This is a genomic window from Psychromarinibacter halotolerans (assembly GCF_029168315.1).
Taxonomy (GTDB): Bacteria; Pseudomonadota; Alphaproteobacteria; order Rhodobacterales; family Rhodobacteraceae; genus Psychromarinibacter; species Psychromarinibacter halotolerans.
On sequence record NZ_JARGYD010000003.1, the window covers coordinates 470,331 to 496,873 of the forward strand.

Here is a 26,543-nt window from a genome sequence, read left to right on the forward strand (position 1 = left end):
GGGCGGGGCGTTCACCCCGCCGCACCGTTTCAGCTCAGTTCGCGGATGTCGGTCAGGTGGCCGGTGATCGCAGCTGCCGCCGCCATCGCGGGCGACATCAGGTGCGTGCGACCCTTATAGCCCTGACGGCCCTCGAAGTTGCGGTTCGAGGTCGAGGCGCAGCGTTCGCCCGGGGCCAGCTGGTCCGGGTTCATCGCAAGGCACATGGAACAGCCCGCCAGACGCCATTCGAAACCGGCGTCTTGGAATATCTGGGCCAGACCTTCTTCCTCGGCCTGGGCGCGGACAAGGCCAGAGCCCGGCACGACCATCGCGCGCAGACCGTCCTTGATCTTCTTGCCCTTCACCACGGCAGCCGCAGCGCGCAGATCTTCGATCCGGCCGTTGGTGCACGAGCCGATGAAGACCGTGTCGATCTGGACGTCCGACAGCTTTTGGCCCGGGGTCAACCCCATGTAGTCCAGCGCGCGGCGGGCCGCTTCGACCTTGCCGCCCTTGAAGTCCTCGGGCGCGGGAACCAGCGCGTCGATCGGCAGCACATCCTCCGGAGAGGTGCCCCACGTCACGACCGGGGCGATATCCTCGCCCTTGATGGTCACGACCTTGTCCCAGTGCGCGTCATCGTCGGAATAGAGGGTCTTCCACCATTCCATCGCGGCTTCCCACTGGCCGGCCTTCGGCGCGTGAGTGCGGCCCTTGACATATTCATAGGTCTTTTCGTCCGGCGCGATCAGGCCAGCGCGCGCACCGCCCTCGATCGCCATGTTGCAGACGGTCATGCGGCCTTCCATCGACAGGTCGCGGATCGCTTCGCCGCAGTACTCGATGACATAGCCGGTGCCGCCGGCGGTGCCGGTCTCGCCGATCACCGACAGGGTGATGTCCTTGGCGGTCACACCGGGGCGGAGCTTGCCGGTGATCTCGACCTTCATGTTCTTCGACTTCTTCTGGATCAGCGTCTGGGTGGCCAGAACGTGTTCCACCTCGGACGTGCCGATGCCGTGCGCCAGCGCGCCGAAAGCGCCATGCGTCGCGGTGTGGCTGTCACCGCAGACAACGGTCATGCCCGGCAGGGTCCAGCCGTTTTCCGGGCCGACGATGTGCACGATGCCCTGACGGACGTCGGACACCGGGTAATAGTTGATCCCGAAGTCCTTGGCGTTCTTGTCGAGCGCGGCGACCTGAATGGCCGAATCCTCGGTCATGTTCTTGGGGTCTTCGCGGCCCGCCGTGGTCGGCACGTTGTGGTCCGGCACGGCGATGGTCTTGTCGGGCGCGCGGACGGTGCGGCCGGCCATGCGCAGACCTTCAAAGGCTTGCGGGCTGGTCACCTCGTGAACCAGGTGGCGGTCGATGTACAGCAGGCTGGTGCCGTCTTCGGCCTCGTCCACCAGGTGGGCGTCCCAGATCTTGTCATAGAGTGTCTTCGGAGTGGTCATCGGTTCCTCTCTCCGTGGATATCGGTTTTTGGTCTAGCTGCGGGTACGTGGCAGGGGCCGCCTCATAGGCGGGCAAGCACCGTCCGCGTGGCGCCGTGGAACCGTTCGCGCAGACGCACGCGGTCGCCGAGATCGAAAACCTTGGTCATGCGAGCGATCTATAACGAGTCCAGAAAGCAATCAAGTAGCCCAAGGAAGACGCTTAGCTCCGAACGCCGGGACCGCTTGTCGGCAGGACAAGCGGCTCGATCAGGTCCCAGCGGTTGCCCCACGGATCGCGGAACACCGCGACACAGCCGTATTCCTCGTTGCGCGGGCGTTCCTCGAAGGTGCCGCCGGCCGCCTCGATACGCCGGGCATCGTCCGCGAAATCGGTTGTGGTCAGGAAGAATCCGACACGCCCGCCAGCCTGTTGTCCAATGGCGTCGCGTTGGTCCCCGACCGCGCGGGCCAGCAGGATGTCCGATCCGCCGCCCTGTGGCCGCATGACGACCCACCGCTTGCCGGGACCGCGCGGCTCGTCCTGTACCAGCACGAAGCCCAGCGCATCGAAAAAGGCGATGCCTTCGTCGTAGTCAGGGACCAGTATGGCGACGAGTGAAAGACGCATGACCCGAAGTCTAACGCGCATCCCGCCCCGGGCATAGGGCGCGTTCCCTCGGCGGGCGCGGCCGCCCCGACCGACACGCAACCCACGGAAAAACTTGCCGAACGGGCCGAACCGCGCCAGTTTTCGTGCAGGAGGACGCGATGGAACAGGAACTTCAAAGCTTCGTCGCCATGCTGACAGAGCTGTGGACGATGCTGGTGGCGCAGTCGCGCAACCTGCTTCTGCCGTCGCGGCTGACGCAGATCGCGATCCTTCTTGTCTGTGTCGCCGTATCGTGGGGCTTTGCACGCGCCACCCTGCCCCGGATGCGGGCGTGGATGCGTGGGCTTGAGGGCTGGCCGAAATGGCGGCTTCGGTTCGTGCTGCTGGTCGAGAAACGCCTTTGGCTGATGTATTTCATCCTGCTAGCGTGGCTGTCCGTGGCCGGGATGCGGATGATCACCACCTTCCCGTCCCGCCGGTACATCCTTGCGCTGGTCGCCAGCATCGCGACCGCGTGGCTGATCGTCTCGCTGACCACGCGGCTGGTGCGCAACCCGCTGCTGCGGCGCATGGTGTCGTGGGGGCTTTGGGTCTGGGTGACGCTGTATTTCCTTGGCCTGACCGACGAGGCGTCCGACGTTCTTGACGGGATCGCCATCCAGTTCGGGGACTTCCGGCTGTCCGCGCTGGCGATCCTGAAGGCGCTGGTGGTCACCGCCCTGCTGTTTACCTTCGCCCGGATGCTGGCGGGCACAACATCGGCCCGGATCCGCAGGAACGACGACATTTCGCCGTCCATGCAGGTCCTGCTGGTGAAGATCGTGCAGATCGTGCTGTTCTCGGCGGCCTTCTTTATCGGCCTGAAGGCGGTTGGCTTCGACCTGACCGGCCTTGCCGTGTTGTCGGGTGCGGTCGGCGTCGGGCTGGGCTTTGGGTTGCAGAAGGTCGTGTCGAACCTTGTGTCCGGCGTGATCATCCTGCTGGACAAGTCGGTGAAGCCCGGCGACGTCATCAGCCTAGGCGAAACCTTCGGCTGGATCACCGCACTGGGCGCACGCTACGTCTCGATCACCACGCGGGACGGCAAGGAATACCTGATCCCGAACGAAGACCTGATCACCGGGCAGGTCGTGAACTGGTCGCACCAGAACGAGTTCGTGCGGCTCGACATCTACTTCGGCACCGCCTACGCGGACGATCCCCACCTTGTGCGAAAGGTCGCGATCGAGGCGGCCGCAAGCGTCAACCGGGTGCTGGCGGACCGACCGCCCGTGTGCCACATCGTCGGCTTCGGGGACAGCAGCGTGGACTACATCCTGCGGTTCTGGATCACCGATCCGACCGGCGGGCTGACCAACATCCGTGGCAATGTCTACTTGGCGTTGTGGGACGCGTTCAAGGAAAACGGCATCTCGATCCCGTTCCCGCAGCGCGAGGTGAAGGTGCTGGAGGGCAGCAGCCTTGTCACTCGGCCGGAGGCTGGGACCCGTCCACCAGACGGCGGCGCAGTCGATTGAACCTGCGCGCCCGTTCGCGCGGATACCGGTCGTCGATTTCGGCGTTCACCGCAGCCCCCAGCAGGACCGAGAAAGCCGAGATGAAGAACCACATCAACAGGGCGATCACCGCACCGATCGAGCCGTAGATCTCGTTATAGCTGCCGAAATTCCGCAGGTAGATCGTGAAGGCTGCAGATGCCAGCGCCCATGCGGACAGCGCAAGGATCGCACCCAGCGACAGCCAGCGCGGACGCCGCCCCCGGTGATTGGGTGCGTATCGGTACAGCAGCCCGATGGTGCCCAGCGCGACGCCGCCCGTCAGGGTCCATTGCGCGACGGTCAGCACGGCCTCGGTGAAGCGGCCTTGCGGAAAGATGGCCAGCAGAAGCGGCAGCACCACGATGGACGCCAGCGCCAGCAGAGCCACAAGAACCAGCAGCCCGGTCATCACCAGCGCCCACGCAAACCCCCAGAACCCCGCCCGTGGAATCGTCCCGTAAGCCGTGTTCAATCCGCGGGTCAGCGCCGCCACCCCGGCCCGCGTCGACCAAAGAGCAACCGTGGTCGAAATCAGTGTCGCCCAGCCCAATGTACTGTTGTTGGCGATAATCAGCCGGTCAAGCTGGCCTTCCAGCAACGAGAAAGCATCCGGGGGCACGAAGGCCCGCATCATCATCAATTGCTCTTCGACGATGTCCGGGCTGGCCAGGAAGCCCCACAGCGCAATGATCGCGGCCACCGCAGGAAAGATCGCAAACATAGAGTAAAACGCGACCCCGGCAGCGATCAGGTCAAGGTTCCGGTCCGCAATCGCGTTCCCGACCCCTGCTCCGATCTTCCATACCGGTTTCACGTATTTCCATAATGCCATGCGGTCGGCCGTGCCCCTGTCGGTCTTGTTTGTTAACGCTCAGACACCTATTTGCTGCAATACCGGGCGATTTCCAGCGCGGATTCACGGCGATCCGCCGGAAACATTGAGATGGTGCCATTCAGGTGCTAGTCTTGGACCATACCCGGCGCCGGGGTTTTGCGGCGCGAAGCGAAGGAGGACGATGTCCTGTCTTACACGGCAACGACGGGCGATGAACGGCTCGTTAGCGGTGCTCCGATGACCGACATTCCGGAGCAGGTTTCAAGCGACATGCTGCTTGAAGGTATCCTTTCCTCACTCGAAGACGACAAGGCCGAGGACGTGGTCTCGATCAACTTGCATGGCAAGTCCGAGATGGCGGACTTCATGGTGATCGCCTCTGGGCGGTCGTCGCGTCAGGTCGCGTCGATCTCTGAGAAACTGACCGAACGTCTGAAAGAGAAGTTCGGCACGGCCTGCAAGGTCGAGGGCAAGGACGCCGGCGACTGGGTACTGATCGACGCGGGCGATATCATCGTCCATGTCTTCCGCCCGGAAGTCCGCGAGTTCTACCAGCTCGAAAAGATGTGGATGGATCCCGGCGAAGCGGTCGTCGCCAAGATCTGATGCGTCTTTCCATTTGCGCCGTGGGCCGGCTTCGCACCGGCCCCGAGCGCGCGCTGGTCGATGATTACCTCACCCGGTTCGACCGGACCGGGCGCGCCTTGGGGCTTGGCCCCGCAAGCGTGACAGAGGTCGAAGACCGCAAAGGCGGCGGCATGGCCGCCGAAGCCGAGCTTTTGCGTCGCGCGCTGCCCAAGGGCGGCAAGTTCGCGGTGCTGGACGAGCGCGGGCGCGTGCTGACTTCCCCAAAATTCGCGGATCACCTTGCCCGCTGGCGGGACGAAGGCGTGCAGGACGCCGCCTTCGTGATCGGCGGTGCCGACGGCATCGACCCGTCCCTGCGGGCCGAGGCCGACTTTGCGCTTAGTTTCGGTGCGATGGTCTGGCCGCATATGCTGGTCCGCGTGATGCTGACCGAACAGCTGTACCGCGCCGCCGCGATCCTTGCGAACAGCCCCTATCACCGGGCCTGACGGCGCGGGCTTTTACGCCCCGACAGCACCCGGTGTGGACGCCCGGTCGGCAAGCTCTTCCGGCTGCGGCGCCAGTTTCGCGGTCAGGACATGGTCGCGCCATTCCCCCGCAATCTTCAGGTATCGCTTCGCATAGCCTTCACGCTCGAACTCCAGCCGCGCCAGCAGCGCGGCCGAGCGCATGTTCTCCGGCAGATAGTTCGCCATGACGCGATTCAGGCTCATGGCACCGAAAGCGTGGTCCAGAACGGCGCGCAAAGCCTCGGACATGACGCCCTGCCCCTCTTGCTCGGCGTCCACCGCATAGCCAAGGTGACAGGCCTGAAACTCGCCGCGCACGATGTTCGACAGGTTGGCCGTGCCGACCACGTCGGGCTGGTCATGGAACCGCAGGACCAGCGGCAGATAGCGCCCCGCGCGGATGTCGGGCGCATAGGCCGTAAGCCGGTTGTGCCACGCGGTTTCGGAATAATAGCCGTCGGGGCGCGTCGGCTCCCATCGGGACAGGTGATCCGCGTTGCGTGTAGAGAAGCGCGCCAGCGCCGCTGCGTCGGCCGGCGCCGCCCGCGTCAGGATAAGGCGTTTGGTTTCGATCGCGTGCATAGGATGTCCTTGAGTGGTGCCGCCTACCTAAACCCGCACGCGGCGAAGTGCAGCCCGGTCGCGCAAATTGTGACCGGGTTAGCGGATCGCCGCGCGCTGACGTCCGGGCAGCCGGGAAAAAGCGGTTCAAATCCCCCTCGTTCCGGGCGTAGAACCCTAGGCGACAGGCAGGAGAACCCTCATGACGCATCCGAAACCCGTGGTTCTGTGCATTCTTGACGGCTGGGGCTATCGCGAGGATCGCACGGCGAACGCGCCCGCCCTTGCCGACACACCCACGTTCGACCGGCTGTGGTCCACCTGCCCGCACGCCTTCCTTGTGACCTACGGCCCCGATGTGGGCCTGCCCACCGGCCAGATGGGCAACTCGGAAGTCGGCCACACCAACATCGGCGCAGGCCGCGTCGTGGCGATGGACCTTGGCCAGATCGACCTTGCCATCGAGGACCGGAGCTTTTTTGAAAACGAGTCCATCGCCGCCTTTGCGGACACGCTGAAGGACTCGGGCGGCACCGCGCATCTGATGGGTCTGACGTCCCCCGGCGGCGTGCACGCGCACCAAGACCACATCGTCGCCGCGGCAAAGCTGCTGACCGGCAAGGGTGTGCCTGTGACGGTCCATGTCATCACCGACGGCCGCGACGTGCCGCCGAAATCGGCGCGCGAGCAGGTTGCGAAGTTCATCGACGACCTGCCCGAAGGCGTCACCGTCGCCTCTGTCACCGGGCGCTATTTCGCTATGGACCGCGACAACCGCTGGGACCGGGTCAGCAAGGCTTATGACGCGATGGTCAACGCCAAGGGCGAAACCGCCGACAGCGCCGACGCCGCGATCGCCGCTGCCTACGAGCGGGGCGAGACGGACGAGTTCGTCGCCCCCACCGTGATCGACGGCTTTGACGGCATCAAGGATGGCGACGGCGTCTTCTTCATCAACTTCCGCGCCGACCGCGCCCGCGAGATCCTGCGCGCCATCGGCGAACCCGGCTTCGACGCGTTCGAAACCGGCGACCGCCCCGACTATGCCGCGCTGTTGGGGATGGTCGAATACTCGGACAGCCACAACGACTATATGACGACCGCTTATCCGAAGCGGAAGATCGTCAACACGCTGGGCGAATGGGTGTCGAAACAGGGCCTGACGCAATTCCGTCTGGCCGAGACTGAGAAGTATCCGCATGTCACGTTCTTCCTGAACGGCGGGGTCGAAACCCCGTACGAGGGCGAGGAGAGGTACATGCCCAAGTCGCCCAACGTCGCCACCTATGACCTGCAGCCCGAGATGAGCGCACCCGAAGTGTCGGACAAGTTCGTCGAGGCCATCGAGGCAGGGTTCGACCTGATCGTGGTGAACTTCGCGAACCCCGACATGGTGGGCCATACCGGAGACCTCGACGCGGCGATCAAGGCCTGCGAGGCGGTCGATGCCGGACTGGGCCGCGCCATCGAGGCGCTGGACAAGGCGGGCGGCGCCATCGTCGTCACCGCCGACCACGGCAACTGCGAAACGATGGTCGATCCCGACTCTGGCGGGCCGCACACGGCGCACACCACGAACCTTGTGCCCGTCATCGTCCACGGTGGACCGGATGGCGCCAGCCTGCGGGACGGGCGGCTGTCCGATCTTGCGCCAACGGTTCTGGACCTGATGGGCCAGCCGCAGCCCGAGGAAATGACCGGCGTGAGCCTTCTTAAAAAATGAGGCTTCGCCGCCTTCTGCCCTTCCTTGTCCTTTGGCCTGCGCTGGTCTCGGCGCAGCCGATCGAGGATCTGGAACTGGTGGCGCGGCGCGCGGCAGGCCAGCTTGAGGCCGCGCAGAACGCGTTGGCCGCCGCCGAGCGGGCCGACGACAGGGTGCGCGCCCTGACCATGACGATCCGTGCGTATGAAAACGGCCTGATCGCCCTGCGCGAGGGCCTGCGCCGCGCCGCGATCCGCGAGGACGCAATGCGCCAGCGGTTCGAAGCCCAGCGCGAGAAGGTCATGCGGCTGGTTGGCGTGCTGCAATCCATCGAAGGCTCTCCGGCGCCGCTGCTGCTGATGCATCCGTCCGGCCCCGTGGGCACCGCCCGCTCTGGCATGATGGTCAGCGCCGTGACCCCGGCCCTGCAACGCGAGGCCGAGGTGCTGCGCCGCCATCTGGAAGAGATCGCGCTGCTGCGAACCTTGCAGGAAAGCGCGGCGGAGACGGTGCAAGAGGGTCTGGCTGGCGTGCAAGAGGCGCGCACCGCCCTAAGTCAGGCGATCCAGAACCGGGTCGACCTGCCGCAACGGTTCCTGACCGACCCCGAGGCACTGGCCCGGCTGATCGATAGCGCCGAAACCCTGCAGGGTTTCGCGTCGGGCCTGACCGAACTGGGCGACGAAGGCCCCGAACTTCCCGAGTTCGATCCCTCGCGCGGCGGCCTTCCGCTGCCGGTCGCGGGCACGGTCCTTCGCCGCGCGAACGAGGCCGACGCGGCGGGTATCGTCCGCCCCGGAATCGTGGTTGCGACAGAGCCCCGCGCGCTTGTGACGACCCCTTGGCCGGCGACAATCCGCTACCTTGGGCCCCTTCTCGACTACAAAAATGTGATGATCCTTGAGCCCGGGGGCGGTTATCTGCTTGTTCTGGCCGGGCTCGAAGAGGTGTATGGGGAACTTGGAGAGGTGCTGCCGGCCGGCGCTCCAGTTGGTCTCATGGGTGGAAATGCACCAGACGAAGCCGCGTTTGCCGCGGGCGCACCGGAACTCGGTGGCGTAAACCGCACGGAAACGCTTTATATAGAGGCAAGGCAGGGCGACGACCCGATCAACCCGGGCCAGTGGTTCGCCATTGATTGAGAACACGAGGACCGTATGAAGAAATTCGTGATGGCTGCCGTGGCGGGGACCCTTGCGGGGGTGATCGCCACCACGCAGATCGCAGGACCGCTGCTGGCCCAGGAAGGCGAACGTGACAGTTCCGTATACGAACAGCTTGATCTGTTCGGGGACATCTTCGAACGCATCCGCGCACAGTACGTTGAAGAAGTGGACGAGGGCGAGCTGATCGAGGCCGCGATCAACGGCATGTTGACCTCGCTTGACCCGCATTCCAGCTACCTGTCGCCCGACGATGCCGCCGACATGCGCGTGCAGACGCGCGGCGAATTCGGCGGTCTCGGCATCGAGGTGACGCAGGAAGAGGGCTTCGTTAAGGTGGTGTCGCCCATCGACGACACGCCCGCCGACGACGCCGGGATCGAAGCCGGTGACTACATCACCCACGTCGACGGCGAATCCGTTCTTGGCCTGACGCTGGACGAGGCGGTCGAAATGATGCGCGGCCCGGTCGGGTCCGAGATCATCATCACCGTCGTGCGCGAAGGCACCGAAGAACCGTTCGACGTGTCGATCATCCGCGACACCATCAAGCTGACCGCGGTCCGCACCCGCGTCGAGGGCAAGACGGTCGTTATGCGTGTGTCGACATTCAACGACCAGACCTTCCCCAACCTCGAATCCGGCCTGCTGGAAGCGGTTGAGGAACTGGGCGGCTTCGACAACGTCGACGGCTTCGTTCTGGACCTGCGCAACAACCCGGGTGGTCTGCTGACGCAGGCGATCAAAGTGTCCGATGCCTTCCTGAACGCTGGCGAAATCGTGTCGACCCGTGGCCGCGACCCGCAGGACGGCGAACGCTACAACGCCGCGCCCGGCGATCTGGCCGAAGGCCTGCCGATGGTAGTGCTGATCAACGGCGGCTCTGCCTCGGCGTCCGAGATCGTCGCCGGCGCGCTGCAGGATCACCGCCGCGCAATCGTCGTCGGCACCAAGTCGTTCGGCAAGGGCTCGGTCCAGACGGTGATGCCGCTTCGGGGCGACGGTGCGATGCGCCTGACCACCGCGCGGTACTACACTCCGTCCGGCCGCTCGATCCAGGCGCTTGGCGTGTCGCCCGACATCGTCGTGGCGCAGCCTCCGACCCGCCCGGACGAGGAGACCGACGAAGAAAGCGTCGCACGTCCCCTGCGCTCCGAGGCCGACCTGCGCGGCGCGCTCGACAATGACTCGCTGACCGAGGACGAGCGTCGGCAGATCGAAGAAGAGCAGGCACAGGCAGAGGCGTCCGCCGAGCTGCGCGAGGAAGACTTCCAGCTCAGCTATGCGATCGACCTGCTGCACGGCCTTGCCGCAATCGACGCGGCCCAGCAGTAAGCGCGGCGCGCCCCTTTGCGGGGCGCCCGAAGACAAAGAAACCCCGCCAGATCGCTCTGGCGGGGTTTTCCTTTGCGGGTATGGCGCGCGGCCGCGTCTAGCTGGCGTTGCTTGGCGGCGACACGATTTCTGCGAACCGGTCGAACACCGCGCCTGCGGTCGTGATCCAGATCTCATCGCGGCGGGCCACGATATGTGCCAGCGCCCGCCGCAAATGCCGCAACCGATACGGCTGGCCGACGATGTAGGGGTGCAGCGCGATGCCCATCACAAGAGGCTGCCGCGCCGACTGGTCCAGCATTTCGTCGAAGTTATCGATGACCATGTCCGCGAACTGCGCGGCGCCATCCTTGCGCCCCACGACCGACGGGATGTCGTTGACCTCTTGCGGGTAGGGAACAGCCAGCAGCGGCCCATTCTCGGTCCGCATCCAGACGGGCTGATCGTCCATGCACCAGTTCAGGGTATAGCGATAACCGGCCCCGGTCAGCAGATCCGGCGTAACGCGGCTTTCCGCGATCCATGGGCTAAGCCAGCCGCGCGGCGCGATCCCTTCGGCCTTCGTCAGCACGTCCGTCGCCTCGGCGATCAGCGCGCGTTCGGCGTCGGGCTCTAGCACGCTCTGCCGCTCGCTGTTGGTGCGCCCGTGGCCCGCGATCTCGTCCCCCCGCGCGCGGTGCGCGTCCATCAGTTCGGGCGCATAGTCGTACATCGCGCTGTTCGCGAGCACGGTCGCGGGCAGGTCCAGCTCTTCCAGAAGCTCCAGCATCCGCCACGCCCCGACCCTGTTGCCATAGTCGCGCCACGCGTAGTTCAGGATGTCCGGCTGCGGCCCGCCGGGCGCAAGTTCGGCACCCAGCCCCTCGCCATAGGCGAAATGTTCAAGGTTCAGCCCCAGATAGACGGCCAGCTTGCGTCCACCGGGCCAGTCGAAATCGGGGCGGCGCGTGATCGGCACATAGTCATAGCGGTCATGGCCCGGAAGCGTCACAGCGGCGCCTCCGACAGTCCGGCGCGGTCCAGCAGGATCTCGGCGCTGTCGTTCCACACATCGGTGGACACGATCTTGCCGTCGCGCACGGTGAAGATGTCGATGTAACGGTTGCCGTCGAACGGTGTGCCGTCGGGCCATTCGCCGTACAGGTGGCCGGTGTTGAACACCAGAACATCGCCCGTCTCGGCATCCAGCGCCGCATCGGTGCGCAGGAACCGCTTCTTGACCCACGCATAGCGTTTCGCGTTGAAGGCGGCGCTGTCGGCGGGTCCGCCAAGCTTGCGCCCACCGGTGAAGGTCATCTTGAAATCGTCGGACAGGTAGGCCGCGGCGCCTTCCGGGTCCGGGATCATGCTTTTCTCAAGATAAGCCTCGACGATCTGCCGGGCCTCGGCTGTGGCATCCGTCATCGCGGATCTCCTTTTGAACGGGTCTTAACGGACCTACGCCGCGCACCGGACGGTGTACAACCGTATCCGGGCGCAAGCCCCAAGTCGGGCCGTCCGGCAACGAACGTTCGGCGAAATTTCGGGCGCTCAGACTTGCGTGATGTGCGCTTTTACTCGTCGCCCGCCTGCCCTACCTTGGGGCGGAACAGACGCCGAGGCCGACATGACCCCCGAAGACAAGGAAGCCCTTCCCTATCGTCCCTGCGTGGGCGTCGTGCTTGCGAACCCGCAGGGTCTGCTGTTCGCCGGTGAACGGATCGACACGCCCGGCGCATGGCAGATGCCGCAGGGCGGGATCGACAAGGGCGAGGATCCGGAAGACGCGGCCCTGCGCGAGCTTTGGGAAGAGACCGGCGTCACCTCGGACCTTGTCGAGGTAGAGGCCGTCACGCCCGACTGGATCACCTACGACCTTCCGCCCGAGCTTTTGGGCAAGGTGTGGAAGGGGCGTTTCCGGGGGCAGAAACAGCTTTGGTATCTGCTGCGGTTCGACGGCCCGGACGATGCCATCACGATCGAGACCGAGCACCCGGAGTTCTCGCGCTGGCAATGGATGGATCCCGACGCTCTGATCAGATCCATCGTGCCGTTCAAGCGCACCGTCTACGAGACTGTCCTTGCCACGTTCCGGAAGGAGTTGTGAAATGCCGAAAGCCCTGATTGCCGCCGCCCTGTCGCTTGCGCTGGCCGGTCCGGCGACCGCCCTGTCCTGCCTGCAGCCGAACATCGTCGCCGCCTTCTCGGACGCCGCCGCCGCGGACGAGGTCTATGTCATCGTGCAGGGCCAGTTCTCGGACGGGCCGGGTCCCCGCCCCGGAGGTACCACCGGGGGCGAGCCCCGCAGCTACGAGGCGTATTTTTCTGGCTGGACGATCTTCGCGAACGGCCCGGAAGAGCGGATGAACGCGCCGGTCCGCATCGTCGAGACCTGCACCGCCGAATGGTGCGCCGAATTGCCGATGGACACCGAGGTGCTTACGTTCCTGCAGCGCGACCCTGACGGCGGCAAGCCGACGCTGCTGCTGAACGCGTGCCAAGGGAACCTGTTCACCGACCCGACAGAAGAACACATCGAAGCGATCACCACCTGCTTCGAGAAGGGCTGCACCGCCAGCTGACACCGGCGGCGCGCGGCGGCGGGGATCAGGTCACCAGCATCCGCAGGCCCTGCGTGACGTCCGTGCGAATGGACAGCCGCAGCCCCGGTTCATCGCCCGCGCGCAGCGCCGCGACGATCAGCTTGTGCTGCTGCGGCACCTCTGTCCGCTGAAGCCGCCCGTACAGCTTGCGCATCGTCGGCCCCAGTTGCAGCCAGACCGTTTCCGCCATCGCCAGCATCGCGGGCGCCTGCGCACGCAGGTACAGGGTGCGGTGGAATTCAAGGTTCAGCCGGATGTAGGCCACGGCGTCGTGCTTCGCGACGGCCTCGGCAATCTGACCGTTGATCGCGTTCAATCGGTCGATCAGCGCGATGTGGGCGCGCGGAAGGGCGCGGCTGGCAAGCTCTGTCTCGATCAGCGCGCGCAGGGCCGCCAGTTCCTCGATCCGTTCGTTGGACAGCTCAGGCGTGGACACACGGCCGGAGGACGACAGCATCAGCGCCCCCTCTGCCGCAAGCCTGCGCACCGCCTCGCGCGCGGGGGTCATCGACACGCCATAGTCCTTGCCGATTCCGCGCAGCGTCAGCGCCGTACCCGGCGCCAGTTCACCGTGCATGATCCGCGTGCGCAGGTGGCGGTAAACCCGTTCGTGGGCAGATTGCGAGGTTTCGCCGGGGCGTGACTGGATCAGCATCGGAATATCGTGCGGCTCGGAACGGGTCTGGTCAATCGCCGAAGCGGTAGCGGTGCAGGCTGTGACCCTGCGTCTTCAGCCAACGCCGCGGCGTTTCATAGTCGGGACAGATGCGCGCCACCACGCGCCAATATGCGGCAGAGTGATTCATCTCGACCAGATGCGCCACCTCGTGCGCGGCGACGTAGTCCAGCGCCTCTGGCGGCGCCATTGCAAGCCGCCAGGAGAAATTGAGGTTGCCGGTGGCCGTGCAGGACCCCCAGCGCGACCGGGTGTCACGCAGCGTAATCCGCCCCACCTTCCGCCCGGCCCGCGCCGCATAGCGGTCGACCGCCTCTGCAAGCCGGGTCTTCGCGTCCAGCCGCAGCCATGCCCGGACCCGCGCCGCCGCCATGTCGGCGTTGTCCGGCACCAGCAGCGCGCCATCCTGCAGGCTTACCCGCCGGACCCGCGCGCCCGTGACGACGACATCCTGCCCGCGCACCATCACGGTCGCGCCCAGCCCGACGTCGACAGGGGCGTCCTGCCGCGCCAGATGACTGCGAATCCAACCCGATTTCTCGCGGGCGAAGTTCAGCGCCTCTGCCTCGTCCATGTGGTTCGGCATCGACAGAGTCACCCGCCCGTCCAGCGCCGAGACCCGCAACGACACCCGCCGCGCCCGCGCCGAACGGCGCAGGGTGATTTCTACCGGAGGGTTGCCGGGAAGCACCGCCTGCCCCATATGACTGCCTCGATCTGCCTTTCGGTCAGAATAACGCGCCCGCGCACCGGCTGACCATCGCAAAAAGCCCTTGCGGGCCGTCCCGAAAAGGCTTTGACAGTGGTTCCCGGCTGTGGCAGGGGACCGCAATTCAACGACACGCTGCTACCGAGCTCTTGAGAGGATACATATGCCCAAGGAAGAATGGGGTACCAAGCGAGTTTGCCCGACGACCGGCAAACGCTTTTACGATCTGAACAGGACGCCGATCGTCAGCCCCTACACGGGCGAGGTCGTGAACCTGGACACCGGCACGAAATCCCGGACTTCGATCGCCGAGAAGGCGGACAAGTCCAAGAAAGCCGAACTGGTCGACGACGAAGATGTCGAACTGGAAGACGACGATTCGTCGGATGTGGATATCGATGACGATCTCCTCGACGACGACGACGATGACGACAACGTCTCGCTGGACGACATCGCCGACGTTTCCAACGAAGACGACGAAAACTGACGAAATTTCCCCTTGCGCTGTCCGGCGCAAGGTCATAATACCCGCGAGCGGTCCAGCAAGGACCGCAGCAATGGGGCCATAGCTCAGTTGGGAGAGCGCTTGCATGGCATGCAAGAGGTCAGGGGTTCGACTCCCCTTGGCTCCACCATTACCTTCCCGTTCAACACGATAGCTGACTGATCGCGCCACTGGGCTGCGACTGGTTTAACGTGTTATCGCGGCAGACCTGCCTCGCCTCGGCTTACCTCAGCCTTACGCACCTGACATCGGTCTCTCCGTCGTAACCGGATGCGGATGGTCGCTTCCTCATGGGAAGGGCCAGCGCACGACGCCCGTCGAAACGCATTGATTTTCACCGGAATGCACCGAAACTGACGGCACCATCACACGTCAGGAGGAAACGTCGATGCAGGTTCGTACCGTTCTGATTCCGATAATTGCCGTTTGCGCCGCGCCGGTGCTTGCCCAAGAGGGGCCGTCCTTCGATTGCGCGAAGGCGCAAAGCACGGCCGAGACGCTGGTCTGCGACACCCCCGAGCTTGCCGCGCTGGATCGTCTGGTCGCCGACCGCTATGCCGCCGCACTGGCGGTCGCACGCGGGCTTGATGCCGGGGCGGCAGAGGCCGAAGCACAGTTGAAAGCCTATCAGATCGGCTGGATCGAAGGGCGGGACGAGTGCTGGAAAGCCGATGATCCGGCCGCCTGCGTCGCCTTTGAATACCAGCGTCGCGAGGCGGAACTGGTGACGCAGTTCATGCTGGAAGACCCCTCGGGGACGACCTTCTGGACATGCGACGGCAACCCGGCGAACGAGGTGGTGACGATGTACTTCGACACCGCCCTGCCCAGCGTCCGGTTCGAGCGGGGCGATTCCATCGACACGGGGACGCTGTCGGTCACCGCCTCGGGATCCCGCTATGATGGCAGTTTCGGACGCTATATCTGGATCAAAGGCGTCGACGCGACCTACCGCGACCCCGATCCGGACGGGACCGAGGTGAGTTGTACCGTTTCGAACTAGGCTGCGCCCTGTTCACCTGATCCGATCCATGCAAGCCTTTTGGAAACCGGATGGGAACGGAGACAGGCATGAAGGTCGGAATTGTCGGAGCGGGCATGGTCGGGTCCGCGGCGGGCTATGCGCTGGCGCTGCGCGGCGGCGCAAGCGAGATCGTGTTCGTCGACCTGAACGAAAAGCTGGCCGTGGCACAGGCCGAGGACATCGCCCACGCCGTCCCTTTCGCGCACCCCTGCAAAGTGACCGCCGGCGGCTATGACGCGCTGGACGGCGCCGGCATCGTGATCCTGTCCGCCGGGGTCGCGCAAAAGCCGGGCGAAAGCCGGCTGAGCCTGTTGTCCCGAAACGCCGAGGTGTTCGGCAAGGTCATCGAAAGCGTGCTGAAGGCGGCGCCGGACACCATGCTGCTGGTCGCGTCGAACCCGGTGGACATCATGACAGAGGTGGCGCTGCGGATCTCGGGGCTGGACCCCGCCCGGGTGATCGGGTCGGGAACCATCCTTGACACGGCGCGCTTCCGCAGCCTGCTGGGCGGGCATCTTGGGATCGCGGCGCAATCGGTCCATGCCTATGTGCTGGGCGAACACGGCGACTCCGAGGTACTGGCGTGGCGCGACGCCCGCGCCGGGTCCGAGACGGTCGACAGCTTCGCGCAACAGATCGGGCGTCCGCTGACGGACGATGTGAAGGCCCGGATCGACGAAGGCGTGCGGCGCGCGGCCTACAAGATCATCGAGGGCAAGGGCGCGACCTGGTACGGCATCGGGGCGGGCCTTGCGCGGATCGTGCAGGCGGTGCGCGACGATCAGCGCGCGGTGCTGTCGGTGTCGATCGTGACGCCCGAGGTGCAGGGCGTGACGGACGTGGCCCTGTCCCTGCCCCGCGTGGTCGGCGCGGGCGGTGTGCTGCACACGCTGACACCGGCGCTGGAAGACAGCGAGGCGGCTGCGCTTCGCGCCTCTGCTGAGACGCTGAAGGACACCGCCTCGCAGCTGACCGGCTAGACCGGGAACCGCGCCCGCGTCCGGTTGGCGAAGGCCACCAGCGACAGCATCACCGGCACCTCGACCAGCACGCCGACCACGGTGGCCAGCGCCGCGCCCGAGTTCAGGCCGAACAGGCTGATCGCCACCGCGACGGCGAGTTCGAAGAAGTTCGACGTGCCGATCAGCGCGCAGGGCGCCGCGATGCGGTGCGGCACCTTCATCGCGAATGCCGCCGCATAGGCCACGGCGAAGATCCCGTAGCTTTGGATCAGGATCGGCACCGCGATCAGGACGATCACCAGCGGCCGGTCGAGGATCACCTGCCCCTGAAGCCCGAACAGGATGACCACGGTCGCGATCAGACCGATCACCGACCACGGCTTCACCCGGTTGCGGAACGCTTCGATCCGCGGCTCGGACCCTAGCCGACGCCGCGTCCAGATCCCCGCAACCAATGGAAGCGCCACGAACAGGACCACCGACAGGATCAGCGTCGACCACGGGACGACGATGTCGGTGACCCCCAGTAGAAAGGCCACGATGGGCGCGAAGGCGACGACCATCACAAGGTCGTTCACCGACACCTGCAACAGCGTGTACCCCTCGTCACCGCGGGTCAGCTGCGACCAGACGAAGACCATCGCGGTGCAGGGTGCCGCCCCCAGCAGGATCAGCCCGGCAATGTACTGCTGTGCGTCCTCGGGCGCGATCCACGGGCGAAAGACGATCTCGAAGAACAGAACGGCCAGCGCCGCCATCGTGAACGGCTTGACCAGCCAGTTCACCACAAGCGTGATCATCAGCCCCTTCGGCTGCCGCAGCACGCCCTTCAGCGCGCCGGGCTCTACCCCGACCATCATGGGATAAACCATCGCCCAGATCAGCACGGCGACGACAAGGTTGACGCTGGCCACTTCGGCGGATGCGATGGCCTGCACCACGCCGGGAAGGGCAGCACCAAGGATGATACCCGCGACGATCGCCAGCGCGATCCACAGGCTCAGGTAGCGTTCGAAGATACTCAAGTTAGGATGTCCTGTTCTTCTTCCGCGCGCAGTTGGCCAGAGGCCAGCGCGCCAAATGCAACCATGGCCGCAGCGGTGCCAAGGCACAGCGCCAGCCCGCCAAGCTGATAGGTCAGCCCCGACAGTACCGTGCCGATCAGCCGTCCGCCCGCGTTTGCCATGTAGTAAAACCCCACGTCCATCGTGACGCGCTCGTCCCGCGTGAAGGTGAGGATGAGATATGAATGCAGCGACGAGTTCACCGCGAAGATCGCGCCGAAAACCAGCAGCCCTCCGACCAGCGTCGCCGTCAGCCAAAGGGCCGGACCGGGAGACAGGGCGACGGCCACCGCCATCGCCGCTGGCACCACGGTCAGCGCCCAGCCCCAGCCGCGCGCGGCTTGGACGAGTTCTGCCTCGGGACGGGACCGCGCGCGCAGCAAGCGCGGCGCGTTGGCCTGCACGAACCCGTACAGGATGATCCAGCCGGCCATGAAGGTGCCGATCATGAAGAACGCGGCTCGGTTTCCCGTCTCGCTGCCGTCCGAGAGGACCGCGTAGAAGTAGATGGGAATGCCCACCACGAACCAAACGTCACGCGCCCCGAACAGGAACACCCGCGCCGCCGATAGCCAGTTCACGTTGCGCGACTTGGAAAACACCTCGGAGAATTTCGCGCCCTTGCGGCCCTTTGGCAGCCCCGGCGGCATCGCGACCAGCACGGCGACAAGGATCAGCCCAAGGATCAGCGCCATCGCCAGAACCGACCACACGAATCCCGCCGTGGCCAGCAGCGCCGCGCCCAGCAGGAACCCGAACCCCTTCACCGCGTTCTTCGACCCGGTCAGCACAGCGACCCAGCGAAAAAGCCCGCCGTCCTCTTTCGGCGCAAGAAGCTTCACCGCCGATTTCGAGGACATCTTGGCAAGATCCTTGGCCACGCCCGATGCGCCCTGCACCAGCATAACGAAGACCACCGACGCCCCGACGGTCCAGCCTGGGTCAAGTCGAGACAGCGCCAACAGCGCAAAGACCTGCACCCCCAGCCCCGCGTACAGCGTCGAGGTCAGCCCGAACCGTGCGGCGATCCATCCGGCGGACAGGTTGGTGACCATGCCCGCGATCTCGTACAGCACGAACAGATAGGCCAATTGCACCGGCGAAAAGCCCAGCGTGTGAAAGTGCAGCAGCACCAGCATCCGCAACGCGCCATCGGTCAGCATGAACGCCCAATAGGCCGCCGTCACCGCGACGTAGGCGGCCAGTCCGTTGGGTGTGTTGGTCACAGGCGGGTCCCGACCATCAATGCCACGTCCACCAGCCGGTGGGCATAGCCCATTTCGTTGTCGTACCACGCGTAGATCTTCACCTGCGTGCCGTTCACCACCATCGTCGACAGCGCATCGACGATAGAGGACCGCGTGTCGTTCACATAGTCAGCTGACACCAACGGCCGGTCCTCGTACCCAAGGATGCCTTTCAAGTCGCCCTCGGCGGCCGCCTTGAACAGTGCGTTGACCTCTTCGGCGGTCGTCTCGCGTTCAAGCTCGAACACGCAGTCCGTGATCGACGCGTTCAACAGCGGCACCCGGATCGCGTGGCCGTTCAGTCGGCCCTTGAGTTCGGGGTAGATCAGCGTGATCGCGGTGGCCGACCCGGTGGTGGTCGGGATCAACGAGTTCAGCGCCGAACGCGCACGGCGCAGGTCCTTGGCGGGGCGATCGACGATGGTTTGCGTGTTGGTCACGTCGTGGATCGTGGTGATCGAGCCATGCGCGATGCCAATCGACTCGTGGATCACCTTCACCACCGGCGCCAGACAGTTGGTCGTGCAACTGGCCGCCGTGACGATGTCGTGGGCCGCCGGGTCGTAGGCGTCGTTGTTCACGCCGTAAACGATGTTCGCCGTCGGCCCGTCCTTAACCGGAGCAGAGACCACCACTTTCTTCACGCCGGCGGCGAAATAGGGGGCGATCTTGGCCTCGGTCTTGAAGACGCCGGTGCAGTCGATGACCACGTCGATGCCGTCCAGCGGAAGGTCTTCGATCCGCTTCTCGGAATGTACCGGCAGACGGGTGCCGTCGATGGTGATCGAGTCGTCGTCGGACGCGAAGTCCGCCTGCCACCGGCCGTGCACCGTGTCGAATTCCAGCAGGTGCGCATGCATCGCCGGATCGCCGACCGCGTCATTGATCCAGGCGATCTGAACGCCCGCCTCTAGCAGCGGCCGCAAGGCAAGTTTGCCCATCCGGCCAAGTCCGTTCAGCGCATAAACTGTCACGCGGTTTCTCCCTCGCCGGTGCGGGCGATGTCATCGACGGCGGCCTGAAGCGAGATTCGGTCCAGCGACGTGATGGGCAGGGCAGTGAACGCGCGGATGCGGTTCAGCAGTGCGCCATAGGCCCGCTGGAACGCCAGACTTTTCTCGGCGTCGGTTCCGTCAGCCTTTACCGGGTCTTGCGTGCTCCAGTGTGCGCTGATCGGCTGGCCGGTCCAGGCCGGGCATTCCTCGTTCGCGGCGCGGTCGCAGACGGTGAACACGAAGTCCAACCGCGGCGCACCCTCGCCCGCGAACTCTTGGATGTTCTTCGACCGCAGCGGCGTGATGTCGTGACCCTTGTGGCGCAGCAGATCGACCGCGAACGGGTTCAACTCGGACGTTGGCCGCGTACCGGCGGAATAGGCGTTGAAGCGGTCGCCCGCGATCTCGCGCAGGATCGTCTCGGCAAAGATCGACCGGGCGGAATTGCCGGTACAGATGAACAGGACGTTGTATTTCTGGTCGGTGTCGGTCATCGCCTTCTCCGTTTCGGCAGAACTGACAGGAATGCAAAGGTCGGGGCGGCCACGACAGCAGTCGTTCAGGATGTGGCCGAACATCCCTTGAACGGACTTCATGTCGATGGCGTAACGCAGGGACGTCCCCACCCGGTTTTGCGCAACAAGGCCCGCGCCCATGAGCGCGTTCAGGTAGGCCGACAGTGTGCTGGCTTTCACGTCCAGCACTTGCGCGATCTCTCCTGCCGGAAGCTCATCGGGATAGCGCCGCATCAACAGACGGAAAATCGCAAGCCTTTGCGGGTGGCCAAGCGTGGCAAGCTGGTTGGGAATCTCTTTTTCCATATTTCACGAATATCGGAAACATATAGCGATGAAAAGCCAGCTTTTGCGTTACACGCGGCGCTCGGCACCTGTCGCGCGCTGCTGATTTTCGCGGGGGATCGACTGCCACATCTTAGCGGCGCGACGGAAAAACGGAGCACAATCATTGCCCTAAAAATTACGTTAATGAAACTTAAACGGTCCAGTCCAAAGCCTTTAAAATCAGCCACCTTTATTGCCGAAACTCGAAAACTGTGTACTAATGCTGCATGCGGACGGCATGTTTTATATAAAAAATCTGCTTAGGGGGAGTAATCACTTTGAAAGCCAGCATTCCCCCTTTAGTTTAACGGGAATCTGTTTGTTTGGCGTGCACCAAATCGGGAATGGCGCACGAAGGTCACATAAAAAATAAGCGCAAAGCGCGATAAAAAATTTGTCAGGGGAGACGGGATGGCACGGCCCAAGAAACAAGATGCTATTGATATTAAAAGCAAAGCCATAGTTGAAGCGAGCGCGTTGCTACGAGAGGCGCCTGATCAGCTTTCACTGTCTTCACTGGCAAAGCGCATCGGATGCAGCGCACCTGCGCTGTACGCGCACTTCACCAACAAGGACGACCTGCTGAATCGCGTGCGGGAAAGCGTGTTCAACGAGATGATCGAGGCACGGCAAGCCCATGTCGATGAAGCCGCATTGTCGCCGGTCGAAGCCATTCGCCAGCGCGGGCACTGCTTGGTCGAATTCGCAATCGCATCCCCGGCGCTGTACCGGCTGGTCTTCGCGCCGACGCATGACGCCAGTTCGCACGACATCAACCTGAAGGACGAATCCATCGGCCCGATCACCGACCGGGTGCGGGCGGTGGTGTCCAACGGCTCTGCGAAGAACGCCGATTCGATTGCGCGGACGATCTGGTTCGCCACCCATGGCGCCATCATGGTCGCGCTGGATGGCCAGATGGACGGGCCCGACGACGAGCGGTGGAAGCGCGCTCATTCGACGGTCGACACGGTCATCGACCTGTTTCTGCCCGCGCACTGAACGGCGCGGGGCGGCCTACCCCCGAGTGACCGCCTCGTACCACTCGACGATCTTCGCCCGCTCTTCCGGCTCCATGTACGAGACGTTGGCAGGCGGCATCGCGTGTGTGCGACCGGCCTGCAGATAGATCATGCGGGCATAGCGGGCCACCTGCGCCTCGGTCTCTAGTTCCACGCCCTTCGGCGGCCACAGGATGCCTTCATAGAAAGGCTCTGCGGCGTGGCACATGCTGCACCGGCCCATGACGATGGAATGCACCTCTTCGAAGGCCTCCGCCTGCGCGAACCGTAGGGCAGCGCCTTTGAGTTCCACCTCTTCGGCGTCCTCGTCCCAACGGAATTGCGGCCCGGTGGACAGCCACGCGCAGGCGATGAACAGCAGCAGCGTGACAAGCCACGTCCAGTGCGGGTTGCCCTTCCGCGCGTGGAGCGAGTTGAAATAGTGCCGGATCGTGACCCCCATCAGGAACACCAACGCGGCGATGATCCAGTTCCACTGGGTCGCGAAGGCCAGCGGGTAATGGTTCGACAGCATCAGGAAGATGACCGGCAGCGTCAGATAGTTGTTATGCGTCGACCGCAGCTTGGCGATCTTGCCGTACTTGGGGTCGGGCTTTCGTCCGGCCTTCAGGTCGGCCACGACGATGCGCTGGTTCGGCATGATGATGAAGAACACGTTCGCCGTCATGATCGTCGCGGTGAACGCACCAAGGTGCAGCATCATCGCGCGCCCGGTGAAGATCTGGTTATAGCCCCAGCCCATCACCACCAGCAGCCCGAACAGCAGCACCATCAGCAGCGTCGGGCGTTCGCCCAGCCCCGACTTGCACAGATAGTCATAAACCAGCCAGCCGATGGTCAGCGACACAGCCGAGATCAGCACGCCCAGCCATAGCGACATGTCGGTCTTTTCCGGGTCGACCAGATACAGTTCGGCCCCCAGCCAGTAGACGAGGATCAGCATCGCCGCCCCCGACAGCCACGTCGAATAGCTTTCCCATTTAAACCACGTCAGGTGCTCTGGCATCGCTTCGGGCGCCACGAGGTACTTCTGGATATGGTAGAACCCGCCGCCGTGGACCTGCCATTCCTCGCCGTCGGCCATGCCCATGTCTCGGTCGCGGCGCAGGCCAAGGTCCAGCGCGATGAAGTAGAACGACGACCCGATCCACGCGATCGCCGTGATCACGTGCGTCCATCGCACGGCGAACTCGAGCCATGCCTCTATCACCGCCCAGTCGTACATCCCGTCGTCCCTGTCTTGCGTCGGGGGTTTGCCCCCATTTCTTTACCGATATTCGCCCGATCCGGTCGTGTCAGGCAATCCGCGCCGGTGTCGCGGTGTGATTTCGTCCCGATGGTGGTCAGGAATTGGGCGCACGCATCACGCCTAGCTGCCGCGATAGGTCGAATACCCATAGGGCGACAGCAGCAGCGGGACGTGATAGTGCGCGTCGCCGTCGCTCATTCCAAAGCGGATCGGCACCTGATCCAGGAACAGCGGGTCGTCCCCCGCCTGCCCCGTCTCGCGCAGGTAGTCGCCCGCGAAGAAGATCAGTTCGTAGGTGCCGGTCTTGAACCCATCCTCGGGCAAGATCGGCGTGTCGGTGCGACCGTCCTCGTTCGTCACCGCTTCGGCGATCTTGCGATGGCTGTTGCCCGACACGGAATACAGCAGGATGCGGATGCCTTTCGCGGGCATACCTTTCGCCGTGTCCAGAACATGTGTCGTCAGATAGCCCATTGCAGCCTCCGGTCCGGTTTCGCCTGATAGGACGAACCTGCCCAATGCAAAGGCAAAAGGACAGATACGAAGCGCCAATTTCGGGGGCGGATGCCTCGGAAATTTGCGTCCTCCCGGAAGATAGGCAAGAACCATGTGACGAAAGCAATCGGAGGCCGCATCGTGAACCGCTATCCCAGAAACATGATCGGTTACGGACCCGACGCCCCGCAGGCCAACTGGCCCGGCGGCGCGCGCGTCGCGGTGCAATTCGTGCTGAACTACGAAGAGGGCGGCGAGAACTGCGTCCTGCATGGCGACGCCGCGTCCGAGGCGTTCCTGTCCGACATCACCGGCGCGGCGATGTGGCAGGGCCAGCGGCACTGGAACATGGAATCGATCTACGAGTACGGCGCGCGCGCGGGCTTCTGGCGGCTGCACCGGCTGTTCACCGGGATGGACATCCCCCTGACGATCTACGGCGTCGCCACCGCGCTGGCCCGCAGCCCCGAACAGGTCGCGGCGATGAAGTCCGCCGGGTGGGAGATCGCCAGCCACGGGCTGAAATGGGTCGAGCACAAGGACATGCCCGAGGACGAGGAACGTGCCTCGATCGCCGAGGCGATCCGCCTGCACACCGAGGTTGTCGGAGAGCGCCCATTGGGCTGGTACACCGGCCGCTGCTCGGCCAACACGGTGCGGCTGGTGTCGGAGGAAGGCGGGTTCGACTATGTCTCGGACACCTACGACGACGACCTGCCCTACTGGCTGGAGGTCGGCGACCGCGATCAGCTGATCATCCCCTACACGCTGGAAGCCAACGACATGCGCTTCGCCGTGTCGCCGGGCTGGGTGACAGGAGAGGATTTCTTCGTCTACCTGAAGGACGCGTTCGACACCCTGTACGAGGAAGGCGCCGACAGCCCCAAGATGATGTCTGTCGGCCTGCACTGCCGCCTGATCGGGCGGCCCGGCAAGATCGCGGGGCTGAAACGGTTCCTCGATTATATCTCCGGTTTTGACGACGTCTGGACGCCGCGCCGCATCGACATTGCGCGCCATTGGCAGGCGACGCATCCGCACGTCCGGTCGGAACGGCCGTCGCAAATGTCGAAGGACCGTTTCGTCGAGATGTTCGGCGGCATCATCGAGCATTCGCCGTGGGTCGCGGAAGGCGCATGGGAGCTTGAACTGGGGCCGGCGCACGACAGCCCGGTCGGCGTGCACAGCGCGCTGGTCCGCGTGTTCCGCACCGCCTCGGACGAGGCGCGGCTTGGCGTCCTGAACGCGCACCCCGACCTTGCGGGAAAGCTTGCGGCGGCCAAGCAGCTGACCGCCGACAGCGCCAGCGAACAGGCCAGCGCCGGGCTTGACGCGCTGACGGATGCAGAGCGGGAAACCTTTACGAAACTGAATGCCGCGTATACAGCCAAACACGGATTTCCGTTCATCATCGCCGCGCGCGACAATGACAAGGCTGGCATCCTCGCCGCTTTCGAGCGTCGGGTGAACAACGACCGGGACACCGAGTTCGCCGAGGCCTGCAAGCAAGTCGAGCGCATCGCGGAGTTACGACTAAAGGAGCTTATGGCGTGAGCTACGCCTTCCCGTCCGGCGGCCTGCCGGATCAAGCGACCAGTGCCGAAGGCTCGGCAGTGTTCACAACAGCCTACGCGGTGCTGCCCGCAATCACGCACCGTGACATCGTGACCAGCTTCTTCCCGACGTGGCACAATCACCGCGCCTGGATCTTCGCACGTCCGCTGTCCGGCTTTGCCGAAACCTTCGCCCAATACGCGGTCGAGATCATGCCCGGCGGCGGTAGCGCCGACCCCGAGCCCGACCGCGACGCGCAAGCGGTGCTGTTCATCGCGCGCGGCAAGGCGCGGCTGACGCTGGGCGCCGACAATCACGAACTGACCGAAGGCACCTTCGTGTACCTGCCTGCCGCCGCGCCGTGGCAGCTGTGGAACATCTATGACGAGCCCTGCGGCTTTCACTGGATCCGCAAGAAATACGTCCACGCCCGGGGCATGACCGTGCCCGAACCGCTGATCATCCATGAAAGCGACGTGCCGGTTTCGCCGATGCCGGAATGCGACGGCAAGTGGGGCACGCAGCGGTTCCTGGACCCGCTGGATCTGGCCTACGACTTCCACGTCAACATCGTCACGTTCCAGCCCGGCGGCCGCATTCCCTTCGCCGAAACGCATGTGATGGAACACGGGCTGTACGTGTTGCAGGGCACGGCGCGGTATCTTCTGAACCAGGACTGGGTCGAGGTCGGGCCGGGCGATTTCATGTGGCTGCGCGCCTTCTGCCCGCAGGCCTGCATCGCCACCGGGGAAGAACCCTTCCGCTATCTTCTCTACAAGGACGTCAACCGGCATCCATCCCTGACGGCGCTGAAATGACCCTGACGCTGACCGCCGAGCCGCTGACCGCAGCCGCCTTTGCCCCGTTCGGCGACGTGCTGGAGGCTTCGGGCGACCCGGACAAGATCATCAACCAAGGCCTCTGCGGCCGGTTTCACGACCGGGCGCGGATGGACTTCGGGCCGGACGGACGCGCCGGGATCTCGGTCTTCCGGGCCGAACTGCGGACCCTTCCGCTGACGCTGGATATGGTCGAACGCCACCCCGAGGGCAGTCAGGCTTTCCTGCCGCTGGATCGCGAACCGTTCCTTGTGATCGTGGCTGAAGACGCGGGCGGCAAGCCCGGTACGCCCCGCGCCTTCGTCACCGCGCCGGGACAGGGCGTTAACTATATGCGCAACACTTGGCACGGCGTGCTTACGCCGGTGGCAGGAAACGGCCTTTTCGCCGTCGTTGATCGCATCGGGGACACCCCGAACCTCGAAGAACTCTGGTTCGACAGCCCGTACCGTGTAACGCTTCCGTGAACGGGTCCGGCAGAAGGCCCTTTTCCCGCACACACGGAAAGGAACAGGG

29 protein-coding genes and 1 tRNA gene are annotated in these 26,543 nt (G+C 64.6%); 16 read left to right on the plus strand and 14 right to left on the minus strand.

Annotated elements, in window-relative coordinates:
- Positions 1-29: 29 nt before the first annotated feature.
- Both leuC and P1K30_RS10830 read right to left on the minus strand, forming a co-directional pair.
- The gene (gene leuC, locus P1K30_RS10825) at positions 30-1,439 is read right to left on the minus strand and encodes a 3-isopropylmalate dehydratase large subunit (protein WP_275632740.1); all 1,410 of its coding nucleotides are present in this window, start codon (positions 1,437-1,439) and stop codon (positions 30-32) included.
- 202 nt (positions 1,440-1,641) lie between these two features.
- A complete protein-coding gene (locus tag P1K30_RS10830) occupies positions 1,642-2,049 on the minus strand; it encodes a VOC family protein (RefSeq protein ID WP_275632741.1) in 408 nt (135 codons plus the stop codon).
- A 140-nt stretch (positions 2,050-2,189) separates the two neighbouring features.
- Between P1K30_RS10830 and P1K30_RS10835 the strand changes: the two genes are divergently transcribed.
- The gene (locus tag P1K30_RS10835) at positions 2,190-3,548 is read left to right on the plus strand and encodes a mechanosensitive ion channel family protein (RefSeq protein WP_275632742.1); all 1,359 of its coding nucleotides are present in this window, start codon (positions 2,190-2,192) and stop codon (positions 3,546-3,548) included.
- Here P1K30_RS10835 and P1K30_RS10840 read toward each other — a convergent pair.
- Positions 3,496-4,401 (minus strand): YihY/virulence factor BrkB family protein, encoded by a 906-nt coding sequence (locus P1K30_RS10840; RefSeq protein WP_275632743.1) that lies wholly within the window; start codon positions 4,399-4,401, stop codon positions 3,496-3,498. The two genes, P1K30_RS10835 and P1K30_RS10840, sit on opposite strands and share 53 nt — an antisense overlap.
- Before the next feature lie 240 nt (positions 4,402-4,641).
- Between P1K30_RS10840 and rsfS the strand changes: the two genes are divergently transcribed.
- Together rsfS and rlmH are read left to right on the plus strand one after the other, a co-directional pair.
- Complete coding sequence (rsfS, locus tag P1K30_RS10845; protein ID WP_275632744.1) at positions 4,642-5,010, plus strand: ribosome silencing factor; 369 nt, start codon at positions 4,642-4,644, stop codon at positions 5,008-5,010.
- Complete coding sequence (gene rlmH / locus P1K30_RS10850; RefSeq protein WP_275632745.1) at positions 5,010-5,480, plus strand: 23S rRNA (pseudouridine(1915)-N(3))-methyltransferase RlmH; 471 nt, start codon at positions 5,010-5,012, stop codon at positions 5,478-5,480. The genes rsfS and rlmH overlap by 1 nt, the downstream gene beginning before the upstream one ends.
- Positions 5,481-5,492: 12 nt before the next feature.
- Here rlmH and P1K30_RS10855 read toward each other — a convergent pair whose 3' ends face one another.
- Positions 5,493-6,083, minus strand: a complete 591-nt coding sequence (locus P1K30_RS10855) for a GNAT family N-acetyltransferase (RefSeq protein WP_275632746.1) — start codon at positions 6,081-6,083, stop codon at positions 5,493-5,495.
- Positions 6,084-6,264: 181 nt separating this feature from the next.
- Here P1K30_RS10855 and gpmI point away from each other — a divergent pair, with 181 nt between their 5' ends.
- The 3 genes from gpmI to P1K30_RS10870 are packed head-to-tail and all read left to right on the plus strand — an operon-like array spanning position 6,265 to position 10,262.
- Positions 6,265-7,785 carry a 2,3-bisphosphoglycerate-independent phosphoglycerate mutase gene (gene gpmI / locus P1K30_RS10860; protein WP_275632747.1) on the plus strand — a complete coding sequence of 507 codons (1,521 nt, stop codon included), beginning with the start codon at positions 6,265-6,267 and terminating at the stop codon, positions 7,783-7,785.
- A complete protein-coding gene (locus P1K30_RS10865) occupies positions 7,782-8,906 on the plus strand; it encodes a murein hydrolase activator EnvC family protein (RefSeq protein WP_275632748.1) in 1,125 nt (374 codons plus the stop codon). Before gpmI ends, P1K30_RS10865 begins: the two co-directional genes overlap by 4 nt.
- A gap of 15 nt (positions 8,907-8,921) precedes the next feature.
- The gene (locus tag P1K30_RS10870; RefSeq protein ID WP_275632749.1) at positions 8,922-10,262 is read left to right on the plus strand and encodes a S41 family peptidase; all 1,341 of its coding nucleotides are present in this window, start codon (positions 8,922-8,924) and stop codon (positions 10,260-10,262) included.
- A 97-nt stretch (positions 10,263-10,359) separates the two neighbouring features.
- On the opposite strand, the gene P1K30_RS10875 is transcribed toward P1K30_RS10870, so the two are convergent.
- Both P1K30_RS10875 and P1K30_RS10880 read right to left on the minus strand, forming a co-directional pair.
- The gene (locus P1K30_RS10875; protein WP_275632750.1) at positions 10,360-11,253 is read right to left on the minus strand and encodes a polysaccharide deacetylase family protein; all 894 of its coding nucleotides are present in this window, start codon (positions 11,251-11,253) and stop codon (positions 10,360-10,362) included.
- Positions 11,250-11,666, minus strand: a complete 417-nt coding sequence (locus P1K30_RS10880) for a nuclear transport factor 2 family protein (RefSeq protein ID WP_275632751.1) — start codon at positions 11,664-11,666, stop codon at positions 11,250-11,252. The genes P1K30_RS10875 and P1K30_RS10880 overlap by 4 nt, the downstream gene beginning before the upstream one ends.
- 202 nt (positions 11,667-11,868) lie before the next feature.
- Between P1K30_RS10880 and P1K30_RS10885 the strand changes: the two genes are divergently transcribed.
- Positions 11,869-12,348 carry an RNA pyrophosphohydrolase gene (locus P1K30_RS10885; RefSeq protein ID WP_275632752.1) on the plus strand — a complete coding sequence of 160 codons (480 nt, stop codon included), beginning with the start codon at positions 11,869-11,871 and terminating at the stop codon, positions 12,346-12,348.
- Position 12,349: 1 nt separating this feature from the next.
- Complete coding sequence (locus P1K30_RS10890) at positions 12,350-12,823, plus strand: hypothetical protein (protein WP_275632753.1); 474 nt, start codon at positions 12,350-12,352, stop codon at positions 12,821-12,823.
- A 25-nt stretch (positions 12,824-12,848) separates the two neighbouring features.
- Here the strand turns inward: P1K30_RS10890 and P1K30_RS10895 are convergent, their stop codons facing one another.
- Both P1K30_RS10895 and P1K30_RS10900 read right to left on the minus strand, forming a co-directional pair.
- Entirely contained in the window at positions 12,849-13,499 is a 651-nt protein-coding gene (locus tag P1K30_RS10895) for a GntR family transcriptional regulator (protein ID WP_275632754.1), read from the minus strand.
- 31 nt (positions 13,500-13,530) lie between these two features.
- Positions 13,531-14,223 (minus strand): M48 family metallopeptidase, encoded by a 693-nt coding sequence (locus tag P1K30_RS10900; protein WP_275632755.1) that lies wholly within the window; start codon positions 14,221-14,223, stop codon positions 13,531-13,533.
- Between the two features lie 169 nt (positions 14,224-14,392).
- On the opposite strand from P1K30_RS10900, the gene P1K30_RS10905 reads away from it, so the two are divergent.
- The 4 genes from P1K30_RS10905 (at position 14,393) to P1K30_RS10920 (ending at position 16,738) form a co-directional block, all read left to right on the plus strand.
- Positions 14,393-14,716, plus strand: coding sequence for a TIGR02300 family protein (locus tag P1K30_RS10905; RefSeq protein WP_275632756.1), 324 nt, complete (start codon positions 14,393-14,395; stop codon positions 14,714-14,716).
- Positions 14,717-14,788: 72 nt separating this feature from the next.
- Positions 14,789-14,864, plus strand: a tRNA-Ala gene (locus tag P1K30_RS10910).
- A 258-nt stretch (positions 14,865-15,122) separates the two neighbouring features.
- Entirely contained in the window at positions 15,123-15,737 is a 615-nt protein-coding gene (locus tag P1K30_RS10915) for an MliC family protein (RefSeq protein WP_275632757.1), read from the plus strand.
- A gap of 68 nt (positions 15,738-15,805) precedes the next feature.
- Positions 15,806-16,738, plus strand: a complete 933-nt coding sequence (locus P1K30_RS10920; RefSeq protein WP_275632758.1) for an L-lactate dehydrogenase — start codon at positions 15,806-15,808, stop codon at positions 16,736-16,738.
- Here the strand turns inward: P1K30_RS10920 and arsB are convergent.
- The 4 genes from arsB to P1K30_RS10940 are packed head-to-tail and all read right to left on the minus strand — an operon-like array spanning position 16,735 to position 20,847.
- Positions 16,735-17,745, minus strand: a complete 1,011-nt coding sequence (gene arsB / locus P1K30_RS10925) for an ACR3 family arsenite efflux transporter (protein WP_275632759.1) — start codon at positions 17,743-17,745, stop codon at positions 16,735-16,737. The two genes, P1K30_RS10920 and arsB, sit on opposite strands and share 4 nt — an antisense overlap.
- Positions 17,742-19,010, minus strand: coding sequence for an organoarsenical effux MFS transporter ArsJ (gene arsJ, locus P1K30_RS10930; RefSeq protein WP_275632760.1), 1,269 nt, complete (start codon positions 19,008-19,010; stop codon positions 17,742-17,744). Before arsJ ends, arsB begins: the two co-directional genes overlap by 4 nt.
- On the minus strand, positions 19,007-20,005 hold the full coding sequence (locus P1K30_RS10935; protein ID WP_275632761.1) for an ArsJ-associated glyceraldehyde-3-phosphate dehydrogenase: 999 nt from the start codon (positions 20,003-20,005) through the stop codon (positions 19,007-19,009). Before P1K30_RS10935 ends, arsJ begins: the two co-directional genes overlap by 4 nt.
- Positions 20,002-20,847 (minus strand): arsenate reductase/protein-tyrosine-phosphatase family protein, encoded by an 846-nt coding sequence (locus P1K30_RS10940; protein WP_275632762.1) that lies wholly within the window; start codon positions 20,845-20,847, stop codon positions 20,002-20,004. The genes P1K30_RS10935 and P1K30_RS10940 overlap by 4 nt, the downstream gene beginning before the upstream one ends.
- 432 nt (positions 20,848-21,279) lie before the next feature.
- Between P1K30_RS10940 and P1K30_RS10945 the strand changes: the two genes are divergently transcribed.
- Positions 21,280-21,870 carry a TetR/AcrR family transcriptional regulator gene (locus P1K30_RS10945; RefSeq protein ID WP_275632763.1) on the plus strand — a complete coding sequence of 197 codons (591 nt, stop codon included), beginning with the start codon at positions 21,280-21,282 and terminating at the stop codon, positions 21,868-21,870.
- A 15-nt stretch (positions 21,871-21,885) separates the two neighbouring features.
- On the opposite strand, the gene P1K30_RS10950 is transcribed toward P1K30_RS10945, so the two are convergent.
- Positions 21,886-23,115, minus strand: coding sequence for a urate hydroxylase PuuD (locus P1K30_RS10950; RefSeq protein ID WP_275632764.1), 1,230 nt, complete (start codon positions 23,113-23,115; stop codon positions 21,886-21,888).
- 144 nt (positions 23,116-23,259) lie between these two features.
- Positions 23,260-23,613, minus strand: a complete 354-nt coding sequence (gene uraH, locus P1K30_RS10955; protein WP_275632765.1) for a hydroxyisourate hydrolase — start codon at positions 23,611-23,613, stop codon at positions 23,260-23,262.
- Between the two features lie 162 nt (positions 23,614-23,775).
- Between uraH and puuE the strand changes: the two genes are divergently transcribed.
- The 3 genes from puuE to P1K30_RS10970 are packed head-to-tail and all read left to right on the plus strand — an operon-like array spanning position 23,776 to position 26,494.
- Positions 23,776-25,188 carry an allantoinase PuuE gene (gene puuE / locus P1K30_RS10960; RefSeq protein WP_275632810.1) on the plus strand — a complete coding sequence of 471 codons (1,413 nt, stop codon included), beginning with the start codon at positions 23,776-23,778 and terminating at the stop codon, positions 25,186-25,188.
- Positions 25,185-26,006: a bifunctional allantoicase/(S)-ureidoglycine aminohydrolase gene (locus tag P1K30_RS10965; protein ID WP_275632766.1), complete on the plus strand. Its 822-nt coding sequence runs from the start codon at positions 25,185-25,187 to the stop codon at positions 26,004-26,006. The genes puuE and P1K30_RS10965 overlap by 4 nt, the downstream gene beginning before the upstream one ends.
- Complete coding sequence (locus P1K30_RS10970; protein WP_275632767.1) at positions 26,003-26,494, plus strand: ureidoglycolate lyase; 492 nt, start codon at positions 26,003-26,005, stop codon at positions 26,492-26,494. Before P1K30_RS10965 ends, P1K30_RS10970 begins: the two co-directional genes overlap by 4 nt.
- Positions 26,495-26,543 lie beyond the last annotated feature (49 nt).

What these genes read in the sequence shown, in the direction of transcription:
- leuC (WP_275632740.1), bottom strand. Translation starts at nt 1,439, where the DNA reads ATGACCACTCCGAAGACACTCTATGACAAGATCTGGGACGCCCACCTG.
- P1K30_RS10830 (WP_275632741.1), bottom strand. Translation starts at nt 2,049, where the DNA reads ATGCGTCTTTCACTCGTCGCCATACTGGTCCCTGACTACGACGAAGGC.
- P1K30_RS10835 (WP_275632742.1), top strand. Translation starts at nt 2,190, where the DNA reads ATGGAACAGGAACTTCAAAGCTTCGTCGCCATGCTGACAGAGCTGTGG.
- P1K30_RS10840 (WP_275632743.1), bottom strand. Translation starts at nt 4,401, where the DNA reads ATGGCATTATGGAAATACGTGAAACCGGTATGGAAGATCGGAGCAGGG.
- rsfS (WP_275632744.1), top strand. Translation starts at nt 4,642, where the DNA reads ATGACCGACATTCCGGAGCAGGTTTCAAGCGACATGCTGCTTGAAGGT.
- rlmH (WP_275632745.1), top strand. Translation starts at nt 5,010, where the DNA reads ATGCGTCTTTCCATTTGCGCCGTGGGCCGGCTTCGCACCGGCCCCGAG.
- P1K30_RS10855 (WP_275632746.1), bottom strand. Translation starts at nt 6,083, where the DNA reads ATGCACGCGATCGAAACCAAACGCCTTATCCTGACGCGGGCGGCGCCG.
- gpmI (WP_275632747.1), top strand. Translation starts at nt 6,265, where the DNA reads ATGACGCATCCGAAACCCGTGGTTCTGTGCATTCTTGACGGCTGGGGC.
- P1K30_RS10865 (WP_275632748.1), top strand. Translation starts at nt 7,782, where the DNA reads ATGAGGCTTCGCCGCCTTCTGCCCTTCCTTGTCCTTTGGCCTGCGCTG.
- P1K30_RS10870 (WP_275632749.1), top strand. Translation starts at nt 8,922, where the DNA reads ATGAAGAAATTCGTGATGGCTGCCGTGGCGGGGACCCTTGCGGGGGTG.
- P1K30_RS10880 (WP_275632751.1), bottom strand. Translation starts at nt 11,666, where the DNA reads ATGACGGATGCCACAGCCGAGGCCCGGCAGATCGTCGAGGCTTATCTT.
- P1K30_RS10885 (WP_275632752.1), top strand. Translation starts at nt 11,869, where the DNA reads ATGACCCCCGAAGACAAGGAAGCCCTTCCCTATCGTCCCTGCGTGGGC.
- P1K30_RS10890 (WP_275632753.1), top strand. Translation starts at nt 12,350, where the DNA reads ATGCCGAAAGCCCTGATTGCCGCCGCCCTGTCGCTTGCGCTGGCCGGT.
- P1K30_RS10895 (WP_275632754.1), bottom strand. Translation starts at nt 13,499, where the DNA reads ATGCTGATCCAGTCACGCCCCGGCGAAACCTCGCAATCTGCCCACGAA.
- P1K30_RS10900 (WP_275632755.1), bottom strand. Translation starts at nt 14,223, where the DNA reads ATGGGGCAGGCGGTGCTTCCCGGCAACCCTCCGGTAGAAATCACCCTG.
- P1K30_RS10905 (WP_275632756.1), top strand. Translation starts at nt 14,393, where the DNA reads ATGCCCAAGGAAGAATGGGGTACCAAGCGAGTTTGCCCGACGACCGGC.
- P1K30_RS10915 (WP_275632757.1), top strand. Translation starts at nt 15,123, where the DNA reads ATGCAGGTTCGTACCGTTCTGATTCCGATAATTGCCGTTTGCGCCGCG.
- P1K30_RS10920 (WP_275632758.1), top strand. Translation starts at nt 15,806, where the DNA reads ATGAAGGTCGGAATTGTCGGAGCGGGCATGGTCGGGTCCGCGGCGGGC.
- P1K30_RS10940 (WP_275632762.1), bottom strand. Translation starts at nt 20,847, where the DNA reads ATGGAAAAAGAGATTCCCAACCAGCTTGCCACGCTTGGCCACCCGCAA.
- P1K30_RS10945 (WP_275632763.1), top strand. Translation starts at nt 21,280, where the DNA reads ATGGCACGGCCCAAGAAACAAGATGCTATTGATATTAAAAGCAAAGCC.
- P1K30_RS10950 (WP_275632764.1), bottom strand. Translation starts at nt 23,115, where the DNA reads ATGTACGACTGGGCGGTGATAGAGGCATGGCTCGAGTTCGCCGTGCGA.
- uraH (WP_275632765.1), bottom strand. Translation starts at nt 23,613, where the DNA reads ATGGGCTATCTGACGACACATGTTCTGGACACGGCGAAAGGTATGCCC.
- P1K30_RS10970 (WP_275632767.1), top strand. Translation starts at nt 26,003, where the DNA reads ATGACCCTGACGCTGACCGCCGAGCCGCTGACCGCAGCCGCCTTTGCC.